Origin of the sequence: Amycolatopsis sp. NPDC049688 (genome assembly GCF_040674975.1) — a bacterium.
Taxonomy (GTDB): Bacteria; Actinomycetota; Actinomycetes; order Mycobacteriales; family Pseudonocardiaceae; genus Amycolatopsis.
Map to the genome: position 1 here is coordinate 23,604 of NZ_JBFANY010000012.1, position 15,216 is coordinate 38,819.

At 69.2% G+C, this 15,216-nt stretch carries 18 protein-coding genes; 10 read left to right on the forward strand and 8 right to left on the reverse strand.

Annotated features, from left to right (window positions below; all coding sequences use genetic code 11):
• Positions 1 to 11 precede the first annotated feature (11 nt).
• The 3 genes from AB0J55_RS31160 (at position 12) to AB0J55_RS31170 (ending at position 2,219) form a co-directional block, all read left to right on the forward strand.
• Positions 12 to 1,049 (forward strand): C45 family peptidase, encoded by a 1,038-nt coding sequence (locus tag AB0J55_RS31160; RefSeq protein WP_364256386.1) that lies wholly within the window; start codon positions 12 to 14, stop codon positions 1,047 to 1,049.
• 16 nt (positions 1,050 to 1,065) lie between these two features.
• Positions 1,066 to 1,863, forward strand: coding sequence for an ISAs1 family transposase (locus AB0J55_RS31165; RefSeq protein WP_364256389.1), 798 nt, complete (start codon positions 1,066 to 1,068; stop codon positions 1,861 to 1,863).
• Between the two features lie 194 nt (positions 1,864 to 2,057).
• Complete coding sequence (locus AB0J55_RS31170) at positions 2,058 to 2,219, forward strand: hypothetical protein (RefSeq protein ID WP_364256392.1); 162 nt, start codon at positions 2,058 to 2,060, stop codon at positions 2,217 to 2,219.
• Positions 2,220 to 2,222: 3 nt separating this feature from the next.
• On the opposite strand, the gene AB0J55_RS31175 is transcribed toward AB0J55_RS31170, so the two are convergent.
• Positions 2,223 to 2,753: a suppressor of fused domain protein gene (locus AB0J55_RS31175; RefSeq protein WP_364256395.1), complete on the reverse strand. Its 531-nt coding sequence runs from the start codon at positions 2,751 to 2,753 to the stop codon at positions 2,223 to 2,225.
• 10 nt (positions 2,754 to 2,763) lie between these two features.
• Positions 2,764 to 3,342, reverse strand: a complete 579-nt coding sequence (locus tag AB0J55_RS31180) for an NAD(P)-binding domain-containing protein (protein WP_364256398.1) — start codon at positions 3,340 to 3,342, stop codon at positions 2,764 to 2,766.
• A gap of 69 nt (positions 3,343 to 3,411) precedes the next feature.
• Here AB0J55_RS31180 and AB0J55_RS31185 point away from each other — a divergent pair, with 69 nt between their 5' ends.
• The gene (locus AB0J55_RS31185) at positions 3,412 to 3,738 is read left to right on the forward strand and encodes a helix-turn-helix domain-containing protein (RefSeq protein ID WP_364256401.1); all 327 of its coding nucleotides are present in this window, start codon (positions 3,412 to 3,414) and stop codon (positions 3,736 to 3,738) included.
• Here the strand turns inward: AB0J55_RS31185 and AB0J55_RS31190 are convergent.
• Entirely contained in the window at positions 3,626 to 4,279 is a 654-nt protein-coding gene (locus AB0J55_RS31190; RefSeq protein WP_364256403.1) for a hypothetical protein, read from the reverse strand. The two genes, AB0J55_RS31185 and AB0J55_RS31190, sit on opposite strands and share 113 nt — an antisense overlap.
• Positions 4,280 to 4,432: 153 nt before the next feature.
• Complete coding sequence (locus AB0J55_RS31195; RefSeq protein ID WP_364256406.1) at positions 4,433 to 5,419, reverse strand: sugar-binding domain-containing protein; 987 nt, start codon at positions 5,417 to 5,419, stop codon at positions 4,433 to 4,435.
• Positions 5,420 to 5,547: 128 nt separating this feature from the next.
• Between AB0J55_RS31195 and AB0J55_RS31200 the strand changes: the two genes are divergently transcribed.
• The 4 genes from AB0J55_RS31200 to AB0J55_RS31215 are packed head-to-tail and all read left to right on the forward strand — an operon-like array spanning position 5,548 to position 9,641.
• Positions 5,548 to 6,552: a zinc-dependent alcohol dehydrogenase family protein gene (locus AB0J55_RS31200; RefSeq protein ID WP_364256409.1), complete on the forward strand. Its 1,005-nt coding sequence runs from the start codon at positions 5,548 to 5,550 to the stop codon at positions 6,550 to 6,552.
• On the forward strand, positions 6,539 to 7,879 hold the full coding sequence (locus AB0J55_RS31205) for a sugar ABC transporter substrate-binding protein (protein WP_364256412.1): 1,341 nt from the start codon (positions 6,539 to 6,541) through the stop codon (positions 7,877 to 7,879). Before AB0J55_RS31200 ends, AB0J55_RS31205 begins: the two co-directional genes overlap by 14 nt.
• Positions 7,879 to 8,811 (forward strand): sugar ABC transporter permease, encoded by a 933-nt coding sequence (locus AB0J55_RS31210; RefSeq protein ID WP_364256415.1) that lies wholly within the window; start codon positions 7,879 to 7,881, stop codon positions 8,809 to 8,811. The genes AB0J55_RS31205 and AB0J55_RS31210 overlap by 1 nt, the downstream gene beginning before the upstream one ends.
• Complete coding sequence (locus AB0J55_RS31215; protein ID WP_003064117.1) at positions 8,808 to 9,641, forward strand: carbohydrate ABC transporter permease; 834 nt, start codon at positions 8,808 to 8,810, stop codon at positions 9,639 to 9,641. The genes AB0J55_RS31210 and AB0J55_RS31215 overlap by 4 nt, the downstream gene beginning before the upstream one ends.
• A 45-nt stretch (positions 9,642 to 9,686) precedes the next feature.
• On the opposite strand, the gene AB0J55_RS31220 is transcribed toward AB0J55_RS31215, so the two are convergent.
• From AB0J55_RS31220 to AB0J55_RS31230, 3 genes are read right to left on the reverse strand one after another with little or no spacing between them, the layout of a single operon-like run.
• The gene (locus AB0J55_RS31220; RefSeq protein ID WP_103353029.1) at positions 9,687 to 9,881 is read right to left on the reverse strand and encodes a ferredoxin; all 195 of its coding nucleotides are present in this window, start codon (positions 9,879 to 9,881) and stop codon (positions 9,687 to 9,689) included.
• Between the two features lie 36 nt (positions 9,882 to 9,917).
• Positions 9,918 to 11,111 (reverse strand): cytochrome P450, encoded by a 1,194-nt coding sequence (locus AB0J55_RS31225; RefSeq protein ID WP_364256419.1) that lies wholly within the window; start codon positions 11,109 to 11,111, stop codon positions 9,918 to 9,920.
• A gap of 10 nt (positions 11,112 to 11,121) precedes the next feature.
• Positions 11,122 to 12,345 carry a cytochrome P450 gene (locus AB0J55_RS31230; protein ID WP_364256422.1) on the reverse strand — a complete coding sequence of 408 codons (1,224 nt, stop codon included), beginning with the start codon at positions 12,343 to 12,345 and terminating at the stop codon, positions 11,122 to 11,124.
• Between the two features lie 179 nt (positions 12,346 to 12,524).
• Between AB0J55_RS31230 and AB0J55_RS31235 the strand changes: the two genes are divergently transcribed.
• Together AB0J55_RS31235 and AB0J55_RS31240 are read left to right on the forward strand one after the other, a co-directional pair.
• A complete protein-coding gene (locus AB0J55_RS31235) occupies positions 12,525 to 13,163 on the forward strand; it encodes a helix-turn-helix domain-containing protein (RefSeq protein WP_364256425.1) in 639 nt (212 codons plus the stop codon).
• 286 nt (positions 13,164 to 13,449) lie between these two features.
• Positions 13,450 to 14,103, forward strand: coding sequence for a hypothetical protein (locus AB0J55_RS31240; RefSeq protein ID WP_364256428.1), 654 nt, complete (start codon positions 13,450 to 13,452; stop codon positions 14,101 to 14,103).
• A 3-nt stretch (positions 14,104 to 14,106) separates the two neighbouring features.
• Here AB0J55_RS31240 and AB0J55_RS31245 read toward each other — a convergent pair whose 3' ends face one another.
• Complete coding sequence (locus AB0J55_RS31245; RefSeq protein WP_364256431.1) at positions 14,107 to 15,174, reverse strand: hypothetical protein; 1,068 nt, start codon at positions 15,172 to 15,174, stop codon at positions 14,107 to 14,109.
• Positions 15,175 to 15,216: the final 42 nt, after the last annotated feature.

Below are 15,216 nucleotides of genomic sequence, written 5' to 3' on the forward strand. Positions count from 1 at the left end.
ATCGTGAGCGCATGGTGGCGACAGTGCGGGAGCACCGGATCGGCGACGTGCGCTGGACGGTCGTCAGCGGTCCCCGGGAAGCCGCTTTCCGCGCGCTGGGGGCGTACGCGGCGGCCGACATCCGGACCGTCCTGGCGGGACTGCCGTCGTGGCCGGTCACCGCGCGGGCCCGGCGGTCGCCGCTGCTGTTCCGCGCGATCGAATCGGCGTCGCAGGTGGAGCACCCGGAGGCGTACGCCGAGCTGACGGCGCTGGCGGCGGGCGCGGAGGTACCGTTCGACGACCTCCTGCTGGCCAACCTGCGCGGCGACCTCGGCGCGGGCGACGGGACGGGCTGCACGGACCTGGCGTGGGCGCCGTCGTTGCTCGGCCACAACGAGGACGGCGCCCCGGTGTTCGACGGAATCGGCCGCCTGCTGACGCTGCTGATCGACGGCGAGCCGGGTGTGTGCGTGTGGTGGTATCCGGGTTTCGTGCCGGCCAACAGTTTCACGGTGACGACGAACGGCCTGGTCTGGGGCATCGACAGCGTCAACGTCGTGACGCCGTCACCATCCGCGGGCCGGCACTTCGTGGCGCGGACGGCCCAGCGGGCCCCTTCGCTGGCGGCGGCGGTGTCGGTGCTGCGCGCGCATGCTTCGGCGGGCGGGTTCGCGTACACGATGGGCCAGGTCGGATCGCCGGGGGTGACGGTGGTCGAGAAGGCGGGGCACGAGACGGCTGTTTCCGTTGTGGACAGTGGGTTTTCCTGGCATACGAACCACTTTCGGCGTCTGTCGCCTTCGTTGGATTCGCCTTCGGAGGAGAGCTTGGCGCGGGCGGAGGTGTGTGCGCATTTGGCGCCTTCGGCTCCGGACGCGAAGTGGCTGGTGTCGGCGTTGACGAGCAGCGTCTACCGGGATGCTTCGGACGGCGATGAGCTGATGACGTTGAGCACGCTGGTGACGGATCTGGCGTCGGGGATGGTGACGCTGGTGCCGCGGGGAGGCGAGCCGTTGTGCGCCCTGGCGGCGGATCTGGCGTCGGGCAATGTCGATGCGGTGAGATGAACCGCCGGCCCGCGAGTTGTCCACATCGGGTTCGGTTGTCCACAGATTTGGGCGGTCACCCTTACGCGGCACATTCGCCCGCACCGGCGGCGCGGGAGTCCATCTCCTATCGGCACTGACCCACCAGGACGGAACCGTGCTGGCCCAGCAGCAGGTCGACGCCGGAACCAGTGAGATCACCTGGATGCAGCCGCTGCTCGACGGTATCGACCTTGCCGGTGTCGTGGTCACCGCCGACGCCCTGCACACCACCCGCGCCCTGGTCCGCTACCTCACTCGCCGCGACCCGCACTACGTCCTCACCGTCAAGGGAAACCAGCACCGGCTCCGCAGCCGGCTCACCGCGCTGCCCTGGCCCCAGGCCACCCGCCACACCAGTACCGGAATCGGACACGGACGCCTCGAACAACGCACCATCGAGACCTTGCCCGCCCCCGACGACCTCGACTTCCCCGCCACCACGCAGGTTTCCCAGATCACCCGCTACCGCGCCGACCGCACCACCGGCACCCGCGAAACCCACACCGGCTACGGCATCACCAGCCCTGCCCACCAGCACCAGCCCCGCCGCCATCGCCACCCACCTACGCCGCCACTGGGAAATCGAGAACCGGCTGCACTGGGTCCGCGACACCACCTACCGCGAAGACCACTCCCGCGTCCGCATTCGCACCGGCCCCGAGCCATGGCCACCCTCCGCAACCTCGCCATCAGCACCCTGCACGCCACCGGCCACACCAGCATCACCCGAGCGCTCCGACACATGGCCCGAAACGCCACCCGACCACTCACACTCTTCGGAATCACCCCATAACCAGCACAAACGACTTTGCCGGAACCCTGCCGGAGGAGGGCGGGGAGCGCTCGGCGGTTTCGATGGTGGAGCCCGCGCTGGCGGCGGATCTGGCGATGGGCGACTTCGCCGCAGTCGCTGCGCTCAACGGCGCAATCGCCGTGGAGCGGGGCGGGTGAGGGGTTAGCGTGGAGGTTCCGAGTTCGGGAGGAACCATGGGGAACGTCAAGCGCTTACTGGCCGGAGTCTTTTTCGCGGCAGCGGTGGTAGTGGGGGTCGCCCCGGCCGCGTCGGCGGCTTCGATGGTGGAGTACGCGCTGGCGGTCACGCCGGTGGAGTACGGCACCGACGCAACCGCCATCGAGTACGGCCTCTGAGGCTCAGCCTCGGCACAACGGCAGCTCGGCGCGACCCAGATCGAGGAGGTCCGGGTCGTGCCGGACCAGTTCGTCCTCGAACGCCCGCCAGCCGTGCGAAGCGCAGAAAACCGCTTCGCCGGCTGAGATCGGTGCCAGCCAGACGATCGCCGCCCGGGTGTTGTCGGGGAGGTCGACCGCCGCGAACTCGTCGTCCTGGTACACCGGGATTGCCGCGTACCACGCTTCGAGCGCGCTGCCGGGCACGAGCGGTCCGCGGGGCCCCACGACGTCGCCGCGCAGGAGCGCCTCGCCTGAGGCCAGCACCTCGTCCGCGACCTGGGCGAGCAGTCCCGGCAGGAACTCCGCGGGACGGCCGCCGGTGATCAGCTCCAGCCGCAGGTGCCGGGCCGACCGGCGCGAATGCAGCGGATGCCGGCTGAGGCCGATCGTCGCGAACCAGTCGGAATCGAACTCGGCGACCTGGTAGCCGTCGTGCTTCCAGCCGCCGGTGATCGTGCCCAGCCGGGCTTCGAGGTGCTCGATCAGTCCCACCGCGTCATTCTCACCCCGCCGGCGCCAAGATCGCCTGGGCGTCTTCGCCGGCGAACCAAAGCCCGATCGCGAACGCCGCCGTCGCCTCCAGCAGCGCCGCCCGCGAGAGATCACCCGCGAACACCGGCCGCGCGCCCACGTCACGAACCAGCCGGCTCACCACGTCGACCGCCGAAGGATCACCGCAAAGAGGAACCGACAGCGGCCGGCCGTCGAACACCGGCCGCTTCATCCGCCAGACGTCCACGTGGGCCAGGTTGAACCCCTTCACCACCAACCCCTCCGTGGCGATCCGGGACGCCACCGGCGCGCCCGTCAACGCCGGGTCGTTGGAGCAGTCCACCAGCACCTTCCCGCCCAGCGGACCCGCCTCCGCCAGCACCTCGCCGATCGCGCCCGCCGGCACCGCCAACAACAGAACATCAGCAAAAGACGCCGTCTCCTGCCACGTCCCGGTGGCCGCGCCGAGGCGAGATGCCAACGGACCAGGAGAAGAACGGCCGCTCACCATCAGCTCGTGGCCTGCCCTCGCCCAGTGCCTCCCGAGCGCCTCCGCCATGTCGCCCGTGCCGAAGATCCCGATCCGCATGCGTCCTCCTTGTGCTTGGCTGGTACCAGCAACGACGGTAGGCACCCGGGAAGGAACCGAACGGTAACCATGGACTTCCTCGCCGACTGCCGGACGCGGCTCGCGTTCGACCTCGTCGCCAACACCTGGAACCCGGTCGTGGTCTGGGCCCTGCGCCACGGCCCGCAGCGGCACGTCGACCTGCGGCGCTCCATCGGCGGCATCAGCGCCAAGGTGCTCACGGAAACCGTGCGGCGCCTGGAATCCGACGGGCTCGTCGAGCGGCGCGAAGGCGCGTACGCCCTTACGCCGTTGGGCGAGACGCTGCTGGAGCCGATCGAGGGCTTCGGGCGCTGGGCCGCTGAGCACGGCGACGACGTCGTCGCCGCTCAAACCCGAGCAGCACGATCAGCGTGACCAGCTCCAGCGCAGGCAGCGGGTAGCCGAGGGCGAGCCCGGCGGCGACGTCCGCCACGGGTGCGCCGATCCCGGCCACGAACACCCACGTCGGCGCGGTCAGCGGCTTTGCGGTGGGTGACCACGGTGTCCGACGTCCCGGTTTCGCGACGGACAGCCAGGCTTGGAACGCGAGCGCGCTCGCCATCAGGGACGCTCCGGCGATCTGCGGCCAGGCGACGGTGCCGGTGTCCGCGGAGTCGCGCAGCGCGGGGGAAAGCAGGAAGATCCCCGCGTAGAGCTGGATCAGCGTCAGGGCGAACTTGGTGAGCACCCACCAGTGCCGGAAGTAGCCCCACGCGGTCGCGCCGGCGAGCAGGAGGCCGGTGAACGCGGAGACGTTGGCCATGGGCGCGAGCAGGACGGAGTCGAGCCGGTCGGCCATCGCGGGCGCACCCGTCGACATCAGCACGACCAGGGCGAGGGCCTGGCTCATCCAGGCGACCGACGAAACGACGTGCAGCCAGACGACGGCCTGCCGCCAGCGGGGAGAAGTTTTCACGTCTTCAGGCTCGCCGGGCGGCGGGGCGGGCACATCGGGCGCGACCCGGGTTTCGCCCCGGATCCGCCGGGACCGGGTTTGCGCCCGCCGGGGTACGCCGCCGAGGCGGCCGTACGCCTGGGGGAGTAGGGCCGCAACCCGGAACTCGCGTGATCAGCGGGGCATCACGGGGTTCTTGGCGGCCAGAGCCAGCAACGGGACCGCGGCGGCCGCGTCGGTGATGAGCGTGGAGACCATGCCGGACCGCAGGACCGCGTCCACCGCTGCGGCTTTCGGGCGGCTGTAGCCGAGGGCGATCACCTCCGGGACCGCCATCAGCTCCTCGTGGCTGATCGCCAGGACGTGGTGGGCCAAGCCGGTCGACAACGCGTTTCCCGAAGCGTCGAAGAGCCGCGCCGCGACCTCCGCCGTCGCCCCGCGGGCCGCGATGGCCGCCCGCTCGGCCTCGTCCAGCGCGTCGTACACCGTCGACTCGCCCGGCTGCCACGCGCCGATGCTGACCACCGCCTTCGTCAGATGACGGAACTGGCCGAACGTCTCCGCGATCCCCGGCTGGCGCCGCAGCGTCTCCGTCGTGCGGCGGTCCGGCAGCACCAGCGGCCCGAAGATCGGGTACGCGTCGCCGCCGGACACCGACGTCACGCGGCTGACCGTCTCGACCGAGCGGCCGCGCATGTCCATCCCGGCCTGCACCCCGCACAGCTGGACGATCGGGCAGCGCGGCAGCGACCGGACCGCCTCCGTCATCGCGTTCACCGACCGCGCCCACGACAGCCCGATCACGTCCGTCGGGACCGCGATCTCCTCCAGCAGCCGCGCCGCCAGCGAGCCGATCTTCGCCCGGACGACCTCCTTCGGCTCGCGCTCGGTTGAGCGTTCGAGCACCAAAGCCCGCTTCAGGCCGTACGCCGAGCGCACCTCGTCCGACAGCACCAGGTCCACCGGCGCCGGCAGCGAGAACTCCACCCGGACCAGGCCGGACTCCATAGCTGTGTCGAGCATCCGCGCCACCTTGAAGCGGCTGACGCCGAACTCGTCGGCGATCTCCAGCTTGGAGCGTCCCTGCACGTAGAAGCGCCGGGCGACGGTGGCGAGCAGCATCGCTTCTGTAAGCGAAGCGCTCTTACGAGAAGCGCTCATTTGAGCATAATAGCGCGAAATTCAGCCGAAAGGTTGACGTAACACCGACGTCAGACCTGTAATGCCTTCACATCTTCTCGTCGCGATAGGTCAACGTTGCTCATATGAGCGCGAGGAAGGGGCAAGGCATGCGTGCCGCCATCGTCGACCGGCCCGGTGAGATCAGGGTCGGCGAGGTGCCCGATCCGAAACCCGGGGAACGTCAGGTCGTCGTCAAGGTCGGAGCGTGCGGCATCTGCGGCACCGACCTGCACATCGCGGACGGGCACTTCCCGCCCACGCCGTACCCCATCGTCCCCGGGCACGAGTTCGCCGGGGAGATCGTCGAGCTCGGCGCGGACGTGCCGGGCGAGTGGAAGGTCGGCGACCGCGTGGCCGTCGACCCGTCCCTGTTCTGCGGCTACTGCGGCCCGTGCCGCGCCGGCCACGGCAACCTCTGCGCCAACTGGAACGCCACCGGGGACACCGTCGACGGCGCCTTCGCGGAGTTCGTCGCGGTCCCGACGGCCAACTGCTACCGCATGCCGGACTCGATGACCTGGGAGCAGGGCGCGCTGGTCGAGCCCGTCTCCTGTGCCGTGCACGGCGTCCGCCGGATCGGCGTCGAAGCCGGTGAACGCTTCCTCGTCGTCGGCGCCGGCACCATGGGCCTGATCATGCAGCAGCTGCTGCAGCGCTCGGGCGCACAGGTCACGGTGGTCGATCGCAACGAAGCCCGCTTGCCCCGCGCGAAAAGCCTCGGTGCTGTCGGCACCGCAAAAGACGTAAGCGACCTCAACGGCGAGAAGTTCGACGTCGCCGTCGACTGCACCGGCGCCGCGCCCGCCATCGAGGCTGCCTTCGACGCGATCCGGCGCGGCGGACGGCTGCTCGTCTTCGGTGTCGCCCCGGCCGAAGCCCGCGTCGCGCTTTCGCCGTTCCGCATCTACAACGACGAGATCACCGTGGTCGGCTCGATGGCCGTGCTGCACAGTTTCGGCGCCGCCCTCGACCTCGTCGCGTCCGGCGCGATCGACGCCGGCGCGCTGCTCACCGACACCCTGCCGCTGGAGCAGTACCCCGAGGCGCTGGCCAAGATGCGCAGCGGCGCGGGCCTCAAGGTGCAAGTCCTTCCCGGAGGTGGCCGTGCGTAAGCTCCTCACCCTCGTCGCGGCGACATCGCTGCTGGTCACGGGCTGCGCCGGCGCCGGCTCGATCGGTACCGGTGGCAGCACGCTCGTCATCGCGATCGTGTCCAACCCGCAGATGAAGGACGCCATCTCGCTCGCGCCGGAGTTCGAGAAGGCCACCGGCATCAACCTGAAGTTCGTTTCCCTGCCGGAAAACCAGGCCCGCGCCAAGATCACCGCGTCGACCGCCACCGAGGGCGGCGAGTTCGACGTCGTCATGATCAGCAACTACGAGGCCCCGCAGTGGGCGGCCAACGGCTGGCTCGAGAACCTCGAACCGCACATGGCGGCCACCCCCGGCTACGACGAAGCCGACTTCATCCCCAGCATCAAGACGTCGCTGTCGTACCAGAACCAGATGTACGCCGTGCCGTTCTACGGTGAGTCGTCGTTCCTGGCCTACCGCAAGGACCTCTTCGAGAAGGCCGGGATCACCATGCCGGCCAAGCCGACGTGGCAGCAGATCGCCGACTACGCCGCGAAGCTCGACGACAAGGCCGCCGGCATCAGCGGCATCTGCCTGCGCGGCAAGCCGGGCTGGGGCGAAAGCCTCGCGCCGTTCACGACCGTGGCCAACACGTTCGGCGCCCAGTGGTTCGACAAGGACTGGAACGCCAAGCTGACGTCGCCGGAGTTCACGCAGGCCGCGAACTTCTACGTCAACCTCATCCGCGAGCACGGTGAAGTCGGCGCCTCCAGCGCCGGGTTCTCCGAGTGCGGCACTCGCTACACGCAGGGCAACGCGGCGATGTGGTACGACGCGACCGTCATGGCGGGCACCAACGAGGACCCGTCCAGCAGCAAGATCGTCGGCAAGTCCGGCTACGCGCCCGCCCCCGTCGTCAAGACGCAGGCCAGCGGCTGGCTCTACACCTGGGCCCTGGGCATCCCGAAGGTGGCCAAGGACAAGGACGCGGCCTGGAAGTTCATGGCCTGGATGACCGACAAGGCGTACGTGCAGAAGGTCGGCCACACCTACGGCTGGAACCGTGTCCCGCCGGGCGTCCGCCAGTCGACGTACGCCATCCCCGAGTACGCCGACGCGGCGAAGGCCTACGCGAAGCCGACGCTCGACGGCATCGCGGACGCGAACCAGCAGAAGGTCATGGCGAACCCGGTGCCCTACCCCGGCATCCAGTTCGTCGGCATTCCCGAGTTCCAGGACCTGGGCACCCGGGTGAGCCAGCAGCTGTCGGCCGCGATCGCCGGCCGCGAATCGGTCGAAGACGCCCTGAAGCAGTCCCAGGACTACGCCCAGACGGTGGGCGATTCCTACAAGGCGGTGCAGTGATGTCCACGCTCTCCGTATCCACCCCCACCTCCACCTCGCGGGCGAAGGTCGAAGAGAAACGCGGCCTGAGCACCGCGGCCAAGCGGCGGCTGCCGCTGTTGCCCGCGCTGATCTTCGTCATCGCGGTGACGCAGCTGCCGTTCCTGCTCACCGTGTTCTACTCGTTCCAGTCGTGGAACCTGGTCCGGCCCGGCTCGCGGCACTTCGTCGGCCTGGACAACTACATCGACGTCTTCAGCGACACGACGTTCCTGGTCGCGCTGCTCAACACGGTGCTGCTGACCGTGGTGTGCGTGTTCGTCGCGCTGCTGCTCGGCCTCGGCCTGGCGATCCTGCTCGACCGCAAGTTCCTCGGCCGCGGCATCGTCCGGACGCTGCTGATCACGCCGTTCCTGATCCTCCCGGCGGCCGGCGCGCTGCTGTGGAAGACGACGATGTTCGACCCGACCTACGGGCTGCTGCACTTCGTCTTCGGCACCGACGTCGACTGGCTTTCGGAATTCCCGCTCGCGTCGGTGATGGCGCAGATCGTGTGGCAGTGGACGCCGTTCATGATGCTGCTGATCCTCGCGGGCCTGCAGAGCCAGGCCAAGGACGTCCTCGAAGCGGCCAATGTGGACGGTGCCGGCCGGTGGCGCACGTTCGTCTCCATCACGCTGCCGCACCTGTCCCGGTTCCTGCAGCTGGCGACGCTCCTGGGCGCGATCTACATCGTGAACAGCTTCGACGCGATCTTCCTGATGACCCAGGGCGGTCCGGGCACGGCGAGCACCAACCTGCCGTACTACATCTACCAGCGCGCGTTCGAGGGCTTCGACGTCGGCCAGTCGTCAGCGATGGGCGTGATCGTGGTGATCCTGACGATGATCGTCGCGACCTTCGCGCTGCGCCTGATGTTCCGGACCTTCTCGGTGAGCGGAGGCATCAAGTGACCACGGTGGCGCCCCGCAAGCGGGCTTACGGCAAGGGGTCGCTGACCGTTGCGACCTGGGTGATCGCGATCCTGTTCGTCTTCCCGCTGCTGTGGATGATCCTCACGGCGTTCAAGCAGGAGGCGGACGCCTACACCGACCCGCCGAAGCTGTTCTTCACCCCGACGTTCGAGCAGCTCGGCAACGTCCTGAGCGGCGGGTTCCTGCCGTACCTGTCGAACTCGGCGTTCGTGACGATCCTGTCGACGGCCTTGGTGCTGCTCTTCGGCGTCCCGGCGGCGTACGCGCTGTCGCTGGCGCCGGTGAAGGGCACGTCGAACGCGCTCGGCTTCTTCCTGTCGACGAAGATGCTGCCGATCGTGGCGGCGATCATCCCGCTGTACGTGATCTCGCAGAACACCGAGCTGCTCGACACGGTGTGGGCGCTGGTCATCCTGTACACGTCGATGAACCTGCCGCTGGCCATCTGGATGATGCGGTCGTTCTTCCTCGAGGTCCCGCACGAGATGATCGAGGCGGGCCGCATCGACGGCGCGAACCTGCCGACGTTGTTGCGCAAGATCATCATGCCGGTGGTCGCGCCGGGGATCGCGGCGACGGCGTTGATCTGCGTGATCTTCTCGTGGACGGAGTTCTTCTACGCGGTCAACCTGACCGCGGCCCGGGCCGGGACGGTGCCGGTGTTCCTGGTCGGGTTCATCACCAGCGAAGGTCTTTACTGGGCCCAGCTGTCGGCGGCCGCGCTGCTGGCGTCGCTGCCGGTGATGATCGTGGGCTGGATCGCCCAGAACCACCTGGTCCGCGGCCTGTCCATGGGCGCGGTCAAGTAAAGCCGAAGGCCACCTCGAGGGAACTCGAGGTGGCCTTCGCGCGGGTCACTCCTGGAGGGAAAGGGCCTGGCTGGGGCAGACGTGCACCGCTTCGCGGGCCTTCTCGACCAGCTCGCCTTCCGGCTGGTCGTCGAGCACGATGACCGTGCCGTCGTCCTCGCTCTGGTCGAACAGGGCCGGCTCGGTGAGTACGCACTGACCGGCGCCGACGCACTTGCCGGTGTCCGCGATGATCTTCATGGTCCTTCTCTCCCTGTGGTGGGTGGCAGTTCGTCTCTACCAGGTCACCGGCAGCCGGTACAGGCCGTAGATGTTCGCGTCGTCCTTGAACGGCAGCTGGTCCACCGGCGCGGCCAGCGCGAGGCCCGGGATGCGGCGGAACAGCGTGTCGAAGACGATCTGCAGTTCCATCCGGGCCAGGTTCTGGCCGAGGCACTGGTGCGGGCCGAACCCGAACGCCACGTGGTGCCGTGCGCCGCGCTCGATGTCGAGGGCGTCCGGATCGTCGAACGCACGCGGGTCGCGGTTCGCCGAGTACGCCAGCGCCAGGACTCCCTCGCCGGCGCGGATCAGCTGGCCGCCGACCTCGATGTCCTCGACGCACAGGCGCGCCGTGGCCGCGTCGACGATCGTCCAGTACCGCAGCATCTCTTCGACGGCGTCGAGCGTCTTGCCCGGGTCGGCCTTGATCACCGCGAGCTGCTCCGGGTTGCGCAGGAAGGCCACGGTGGACAGCGAGATCATGTTCGCCGTCGTCTCGTGCCCCGCGACCAGCAGCAGGAACCCCGTCGCGGCCAGCGACTCCCGCCGGTAGGTGCCCTCTTCGCGCAGCTTGACGATCTGCCGGCCGAGCAGGTCGTCCGGCGGGTTGTCCTCCTTGCCGGCGATGAGGTCCGCCATGTACTCGCGGATGGTGTCGAACGCCGCCCGCCGCTCTTCGGGCGGGGTCGAGCGCTTGATCAGCTTCGCCGTGTGGGTCTGGAAGAAGTCGTGGTCGGCGTACGGGACGCCGAGCATCTCGCAGATGACCAGCGACGGCACCGGCAGCGACAGCGTCTCGACCAGGTCACCCGGCTTCGGCCCGGCCAGCAGCGCGTCGATCCGGCCGTCGACGATCTCCTGGATCCGCGGCCGCAGCGCCTCCATCCGGCGCACGGTGAACTCGCCGAGCACGGCCTTGCGGGCCGGGCCGTGCTCGGGCGCGTCCATGGTGATCATGGTGCGCTCGTCGCCCTGGCGCCGGAACCCGCCCTTGACCAGCTGCGGGAAGTCCGGGTGCTGCCGGTCGGCGCTGAAGCGCCGGTCGTTCAGCACGGTCCGGACGTCCTCGTGCCGGGTGACCACCCAGGCGTGGCCACCGTCGGGCAGCCGGACCCGCGAGACGGGCTCGCCCTCGCGGATCTCCTCGTACGCCGGCGGCGGCGCGAACGGGCAGGTCCGCGTCATCGGGAACTCGTGAACGGCGGTCATGGCGTCCCCCTCACCAGGTCACGGGCAGGCAGTAGAGGCCGAAGATCGCCGAATCGTGCTTGAACGGCAGCTGGTCCACCGGCGCGGCCAGCTTGAGCTCCGGGATGCGGCGGAACAGCGTGTCGAAGACGATCTGCAGTTCCATCCGGGCCAGGTTCTGGCCGAGGCACTGGTGCGGCCCGAACCCGAAGGCGACGTGGTGGCGCGCGCCGCGCTCGAGGTCCAGCTTGTCGGCGTCCTCGAACGCGGCCTCGTCGCGGTTGCCGGAGTAGCTCAGCCCGAGCACGCCCTCGCCGGCGCGGATCAGCTGGCCGCCGATCTCGACGTCCTCGGTGGCGACGCGCGAGGTCGCGAACTCGGCGATGGTGAAGTACCGCAGCAGCTCCTCGACGGCGTCGAGGGTCTTGCCGGGGTCGTTCTTGATGATCGCGAGCTGGTCCGGGTTCTCCAGCAGCGCGACCGTGCCGAGGGAGATCATGTTCGCCGTCGTCTCGTGCCCGGCGATGAGCAGCAGGAACGCCATCGAGACGAGCTCGTCGTGCGCGACTTCGCCGTGCTCTTCGCGCTGCTTGAGGATCTGGCGGCCGAGCAGGTCGTCGGTCGGGTCGGCCTCCTTGGTGCTGACCAGCCGGTCGAGGTACTCCTGCAGCTCGTCGACGGCCTTCGTCCGGGTCTCCGGGTCGATCTCCCGGTTGAGCATCGTCGAGCTGCGCACCTGGAAGAAGTCGTGGTCGGCGTACGGGACGCCGAGCAGCTCGCAGATCACCAGCGACGGCACCGGCAGGGACAGCGCCGAGACCAGGTCCGCGGGCTTCGGGCCGGCCAGGATGGCGTCGATGTGCTCGTCGACGATCTGCTGGATCCGCGGCTGCAGGGCCTTCATCCGCTTGACGGTGAACTCGCCGACGACCTCGCGCCGGGCCGCGCCGTGCTCCGGGGGGTCCATGTTGATCAGCGACGGCGTGAAGTTGCTCCGCCGCTGCGGCCGGCCCGACCTGAACAGGACCGGGAAGCCGGGGTTGAAGCGGTCGGAGCTGAACCGCGGGTCGGTCAGCATCTGCCGGACGTCTTCGAGCCGCGTCACCGCCCACGCCTCCTGGCCGGACTGCAGGCGGACGCGCTGGACCGGTCCGGCTTCGCGCAGCTCCTCGTACGCGGGCGGCGGCGCGAACGGGCACGTGCGGGTCAGCGGGAAGGTCTCGTCCCGCGTGGCGGGCTCGGCCAAATCAGTCATTTCGGACCCCCTAAATCGGACGGAAAGTATGCGGAGGATTACATTCCGGTTCTCTGGTCCAAGGTACCGAAGCGGAAGGAAGTCGTCCACTAGGTGCCCGCTACCCGGTTGAGGAGGCAGTGCGTGGGCTGCTGGCCATGCGAGAATCACCCCGCGCGATTCAGCGGAAGGCGAACGGCATGACGGCAGACCCCGAGACCACCCTGCGGGCGGACGCGCGGCGCAACCGCGACCAGATCCTGGCCGCCGCGAAGAGCATCTTCGCCAGCTCCGGTCCCGAGGTGCCGATGGAGGAGATCGCCCGCGCGGCCGGCGTCGGCGTCGGCACGCTCTACCGGCGGTTCCCGGACCGCGACGCGCTGGTCCGGGCGGTCGCGATGGACAACTTCGAGCGGGTGCTGATCGACGCGCGCGTGATCGCCGCGGAGGAGACGTCGTCGTGGCGCGCGCTCGAGCGGCTGCTGCGGCAGTCGGTGGAGCTGCAGTTGAGCGTGCAGCTGGCGATGGTGTCGCACCGGGCACTGGTGATCCTCAAGAACGACCCGGAGGTCCGCCGGCTTCGCGACGAGATCCTGGCGGTCCTCGACGGCTTCGTCGACGGCGCGAAGGCCGAGGGCAAGCTCCGCGATGACGTCGGCGCGGGTGACATCGCGATCCTGTTCGCCACGCTGCTGCGCCAGATGCGTGCGAAGTCCCCGGAGGTCGCCGAGATGGCGGCGCGCCGGTGCGTCGGCATCATGATCGACGGCCTCAGCGCGCGGCCGGGATCGCCGCTGCCCGGGCGGCCGATCACTTCCGGCGACCTCGACCCGGACTGAGTTCGCCGAATTCCGTGTTAGGGTTCCGCCTCGTTCTGCCGGAATTGCAGCTGCGGGCGGTAAAATGCGACGAAGAATGCTGGCCGTGTTGTTGGCGATTTCCTTTCCGGTGATCGCCGGGTGTGGCGGCAAGCCGATCGAAGGGGTGGCCGCGGTCGCCCCGGAGCCGTTGCCGTCCCTGTCGTCTTCCTCGTCTGCTCCGCCGCCCCCTTCTTCCTCGGCCGCTCCGTCATCATCGCCGCGACCTGCGACTTCATCGGCTCCGGCGCCGCCGTCGGCCACGCCGGTGCGGAGCTGCCGCACCCCGGAGTTCACCACGAGCGATCCCGACGGTGGCTGGTCCGACGGCGGCTACTACGTCCACAACAACATGTGGAATGCCGGCGAGGCGGGCCCGGAAACGCTGCGGGCGTGCGCGTACGACAACTGGTACGTCGATTCCACCCAACCCACCTCGACGTCGGTGAAAACCTATCCGAACGTGCACAAGGACATCAATGACCAGAGGGGAAAGCCGGTCAACGACTATTCGGTGATCAAATCGACGTTCGCGGGCCGCGGCCCGGGCACCGGCGTCTACGACGTGGCGTACGACCTCTGGCTGAACGGCGTGGGCGACGGCAAGGGTGTCAGCGAGCTGATGGTGTGGACGGAGAACAGCAAGCAGGTCCCGGCGGGCGACAAGCTGTCGACGTACACGGCCGGCGGCTTCACCTACGACGTCTGGGCGGACGACGAGGGGTACGTGGCGTTCGTGTCCCGCTCGACGCAGTATTCGGGGAGTGTGGACCTGAAGGCGATGATCGGGTGGGCGGTCGGCAAGGGGCTGATCCCGGCGAACCCGACGATCAACCAGATCGGGTACGGGATCGAGTTCTGTTCCACGGGTGGGGGTAAGGCGCGGTTCACGCTGTCGGACTTCTCGGTGACGTTGAGCTAGCCGTCAAGCCGCCGCGCGGGTGGCCAGGTAGGCGAGGTGGTGCGAAGTCGCCAGGGCGACCGGTTTGCTGGTCGAGCCGAAGCCCTGCCCGCGTCCGCTGGCGGCATCGAGGATCTCGCGGTCACCCCACGAGAAGCCAGGCCCGGAGAAGCTGCCGGATTCGACCAGGTGACGGCACACGACGCGGAACGTGCGGGCGCGTGCGGAATCGGTGGCCTGATGGTCCGCATCCGGCATGCGCTCCCGCGAATAGAGCCAATGGTCCGGGCAGGTGTACTTCATGCTGACGTGCTTGCTGCGGAATCCCTGGCCCGGGATCGGATGGGTGGTGCCGTAGTCGCCCAGCCGGAGCTCCGTGGGGTTGTCCGGGGCCAGTCTTTCCCAGAGAACCTCCTCGGTCCTCGGTTTCTCCCACACCGACGTTTGCGCCAGGGTGCGGGGGATGGAGCCGCTCAACAGGCTGGTCGTCCGGAAATCGCCGACCGCGGCGAGCGTGCGGAGCACGGTCGCGGCTTCGTCCAGGACCGCAGCGGTCGCCTCGGGGACGTACTGCAGATCGAGGATCACATCGATGTGGCACGGATCCAGCGCGAGATTCCGGATGATCCGCTCCAAGCCGGCCCGGTTCGCGGTGGCCGGCCGAACGCGAAGGGCGCCGCCGGCGCCGAGTTCGTGGCACAGGCGCCCCAGGGCGGCGGCCGCCTGAGGGGCGATGTCACTGCGGACCACGGGTACGAAGGTGGCCGGGGCCAGCGTGTCGAGCAGGTCCACCGGGGTGGCCAGGCGATCGGCCACCTCACCCAGCGCGCCGGTGGGGCCGGGTCCGAACGCGGGAAGGTGCGCGACATCGGAGGCGTCCAGCATGACCCGGCGGCCGAGCTTGCCGAGATCGCGGATCACCGCCTCGATCGCATCCAGCTGGCTCGCCGGCGCGCTGCCGTCCGGGTCGAACTGCAGCAACGGCTGCACTTGCCGGACTTCCTCCGGGACCGAAAGAGCCCGCAGAGCAGTCAGCTCGCCACCTTTCACCCGCAATGCGACGAGGCTTCCGAACCCTTCCTGAGCGTCCACGGCACCCCTCGATCACAGCAGGTGACAACCTGGTCACTCCTC

Excerpts from the sequence above, each read along its gene's own strand:
- AB0J55_RS31200 (WP_364256409.1), top strand. The coding sequence starts at position 5,548 with ATGCGTGCCGCCATCGTCGACCGGCCCGGTGAGATCAGGGTCGGCGAG.
- AB0J55_RS31185 (WP_364256401.1), top strand. The coding sequence starts at position 3,412 with ATGGACTTCCTCGCCGACTGCCGGACGCGGCTCGCGTTCGACCTCGTC.
- AB0J55_RS31220 (WP_103353029.1), bottom strand. The coding sequence starts at position 9,881 with ATGAAGATCATCGCGGACACCGGCAAGTGCGTCGGCGCCGGTCAGTGC.
- AB0J55_RS31180 (WP_364256398.1), bottom strand. The coding sequence starts at position 3,342 with ATGCGGATCGGGATCTTCGGCACGGGCGACATGGCGGAGGCGCTCGGG.
- AB0J55_RS31170 (WP_364256392.1), top strand. The coding sequence starts at position 2,058 with ATGGGGAACGTCAAGCGCTTACTGGCCGGAGTCTTTTTCGCGGCAGCG.
- AB0J55_RS31230 (WP_364256422.1), bottom strand. The coding sequence starts at position 12,345 with ATGACTGATTTGGCCGAGCCCGCCACGCGGGACGAGACCTTCCCGCTG.
- AB0J55_RS31210 (WP_364256415.1), top strand. The coding sequence starts at position 7,879 with ATGTCCACGCTCTCCGTATCCACCCCCACCTCCACCTCGCGGGCGAAG.
- AB0J55_RS31160 (WP_364256386.1), top strand. The coding sequence starts at position 12 with ATGGTGGCGACAGTGCGGGAGCACCGGATCGGCGACGTGCGCTGGACG.
- AB0J55_RS31195 (WP_364256406.1), bottom strand. The coding sequence starts at position 5,419 with ATGAGCGCTTCTCGTAAGAGCGCTTCGCTTACAGAAGCGATGCTGCTC.
- AB0J55_RS31225 (WP_364256419.1), bottom strand. The coding sequence starts at position 11,111 with ATGACCGCCGTTCACGAGTTCCCGATGACGCGGACCTGCCCGTTCGCG.
- AB0J55_RS31235 (WP_364256425.1), top strand. The coding sequence starts at position 12,525 with ATGACGGCAGACCCCGAGACCACCCTGCGGGCGGACGCGCGGCGCAAC.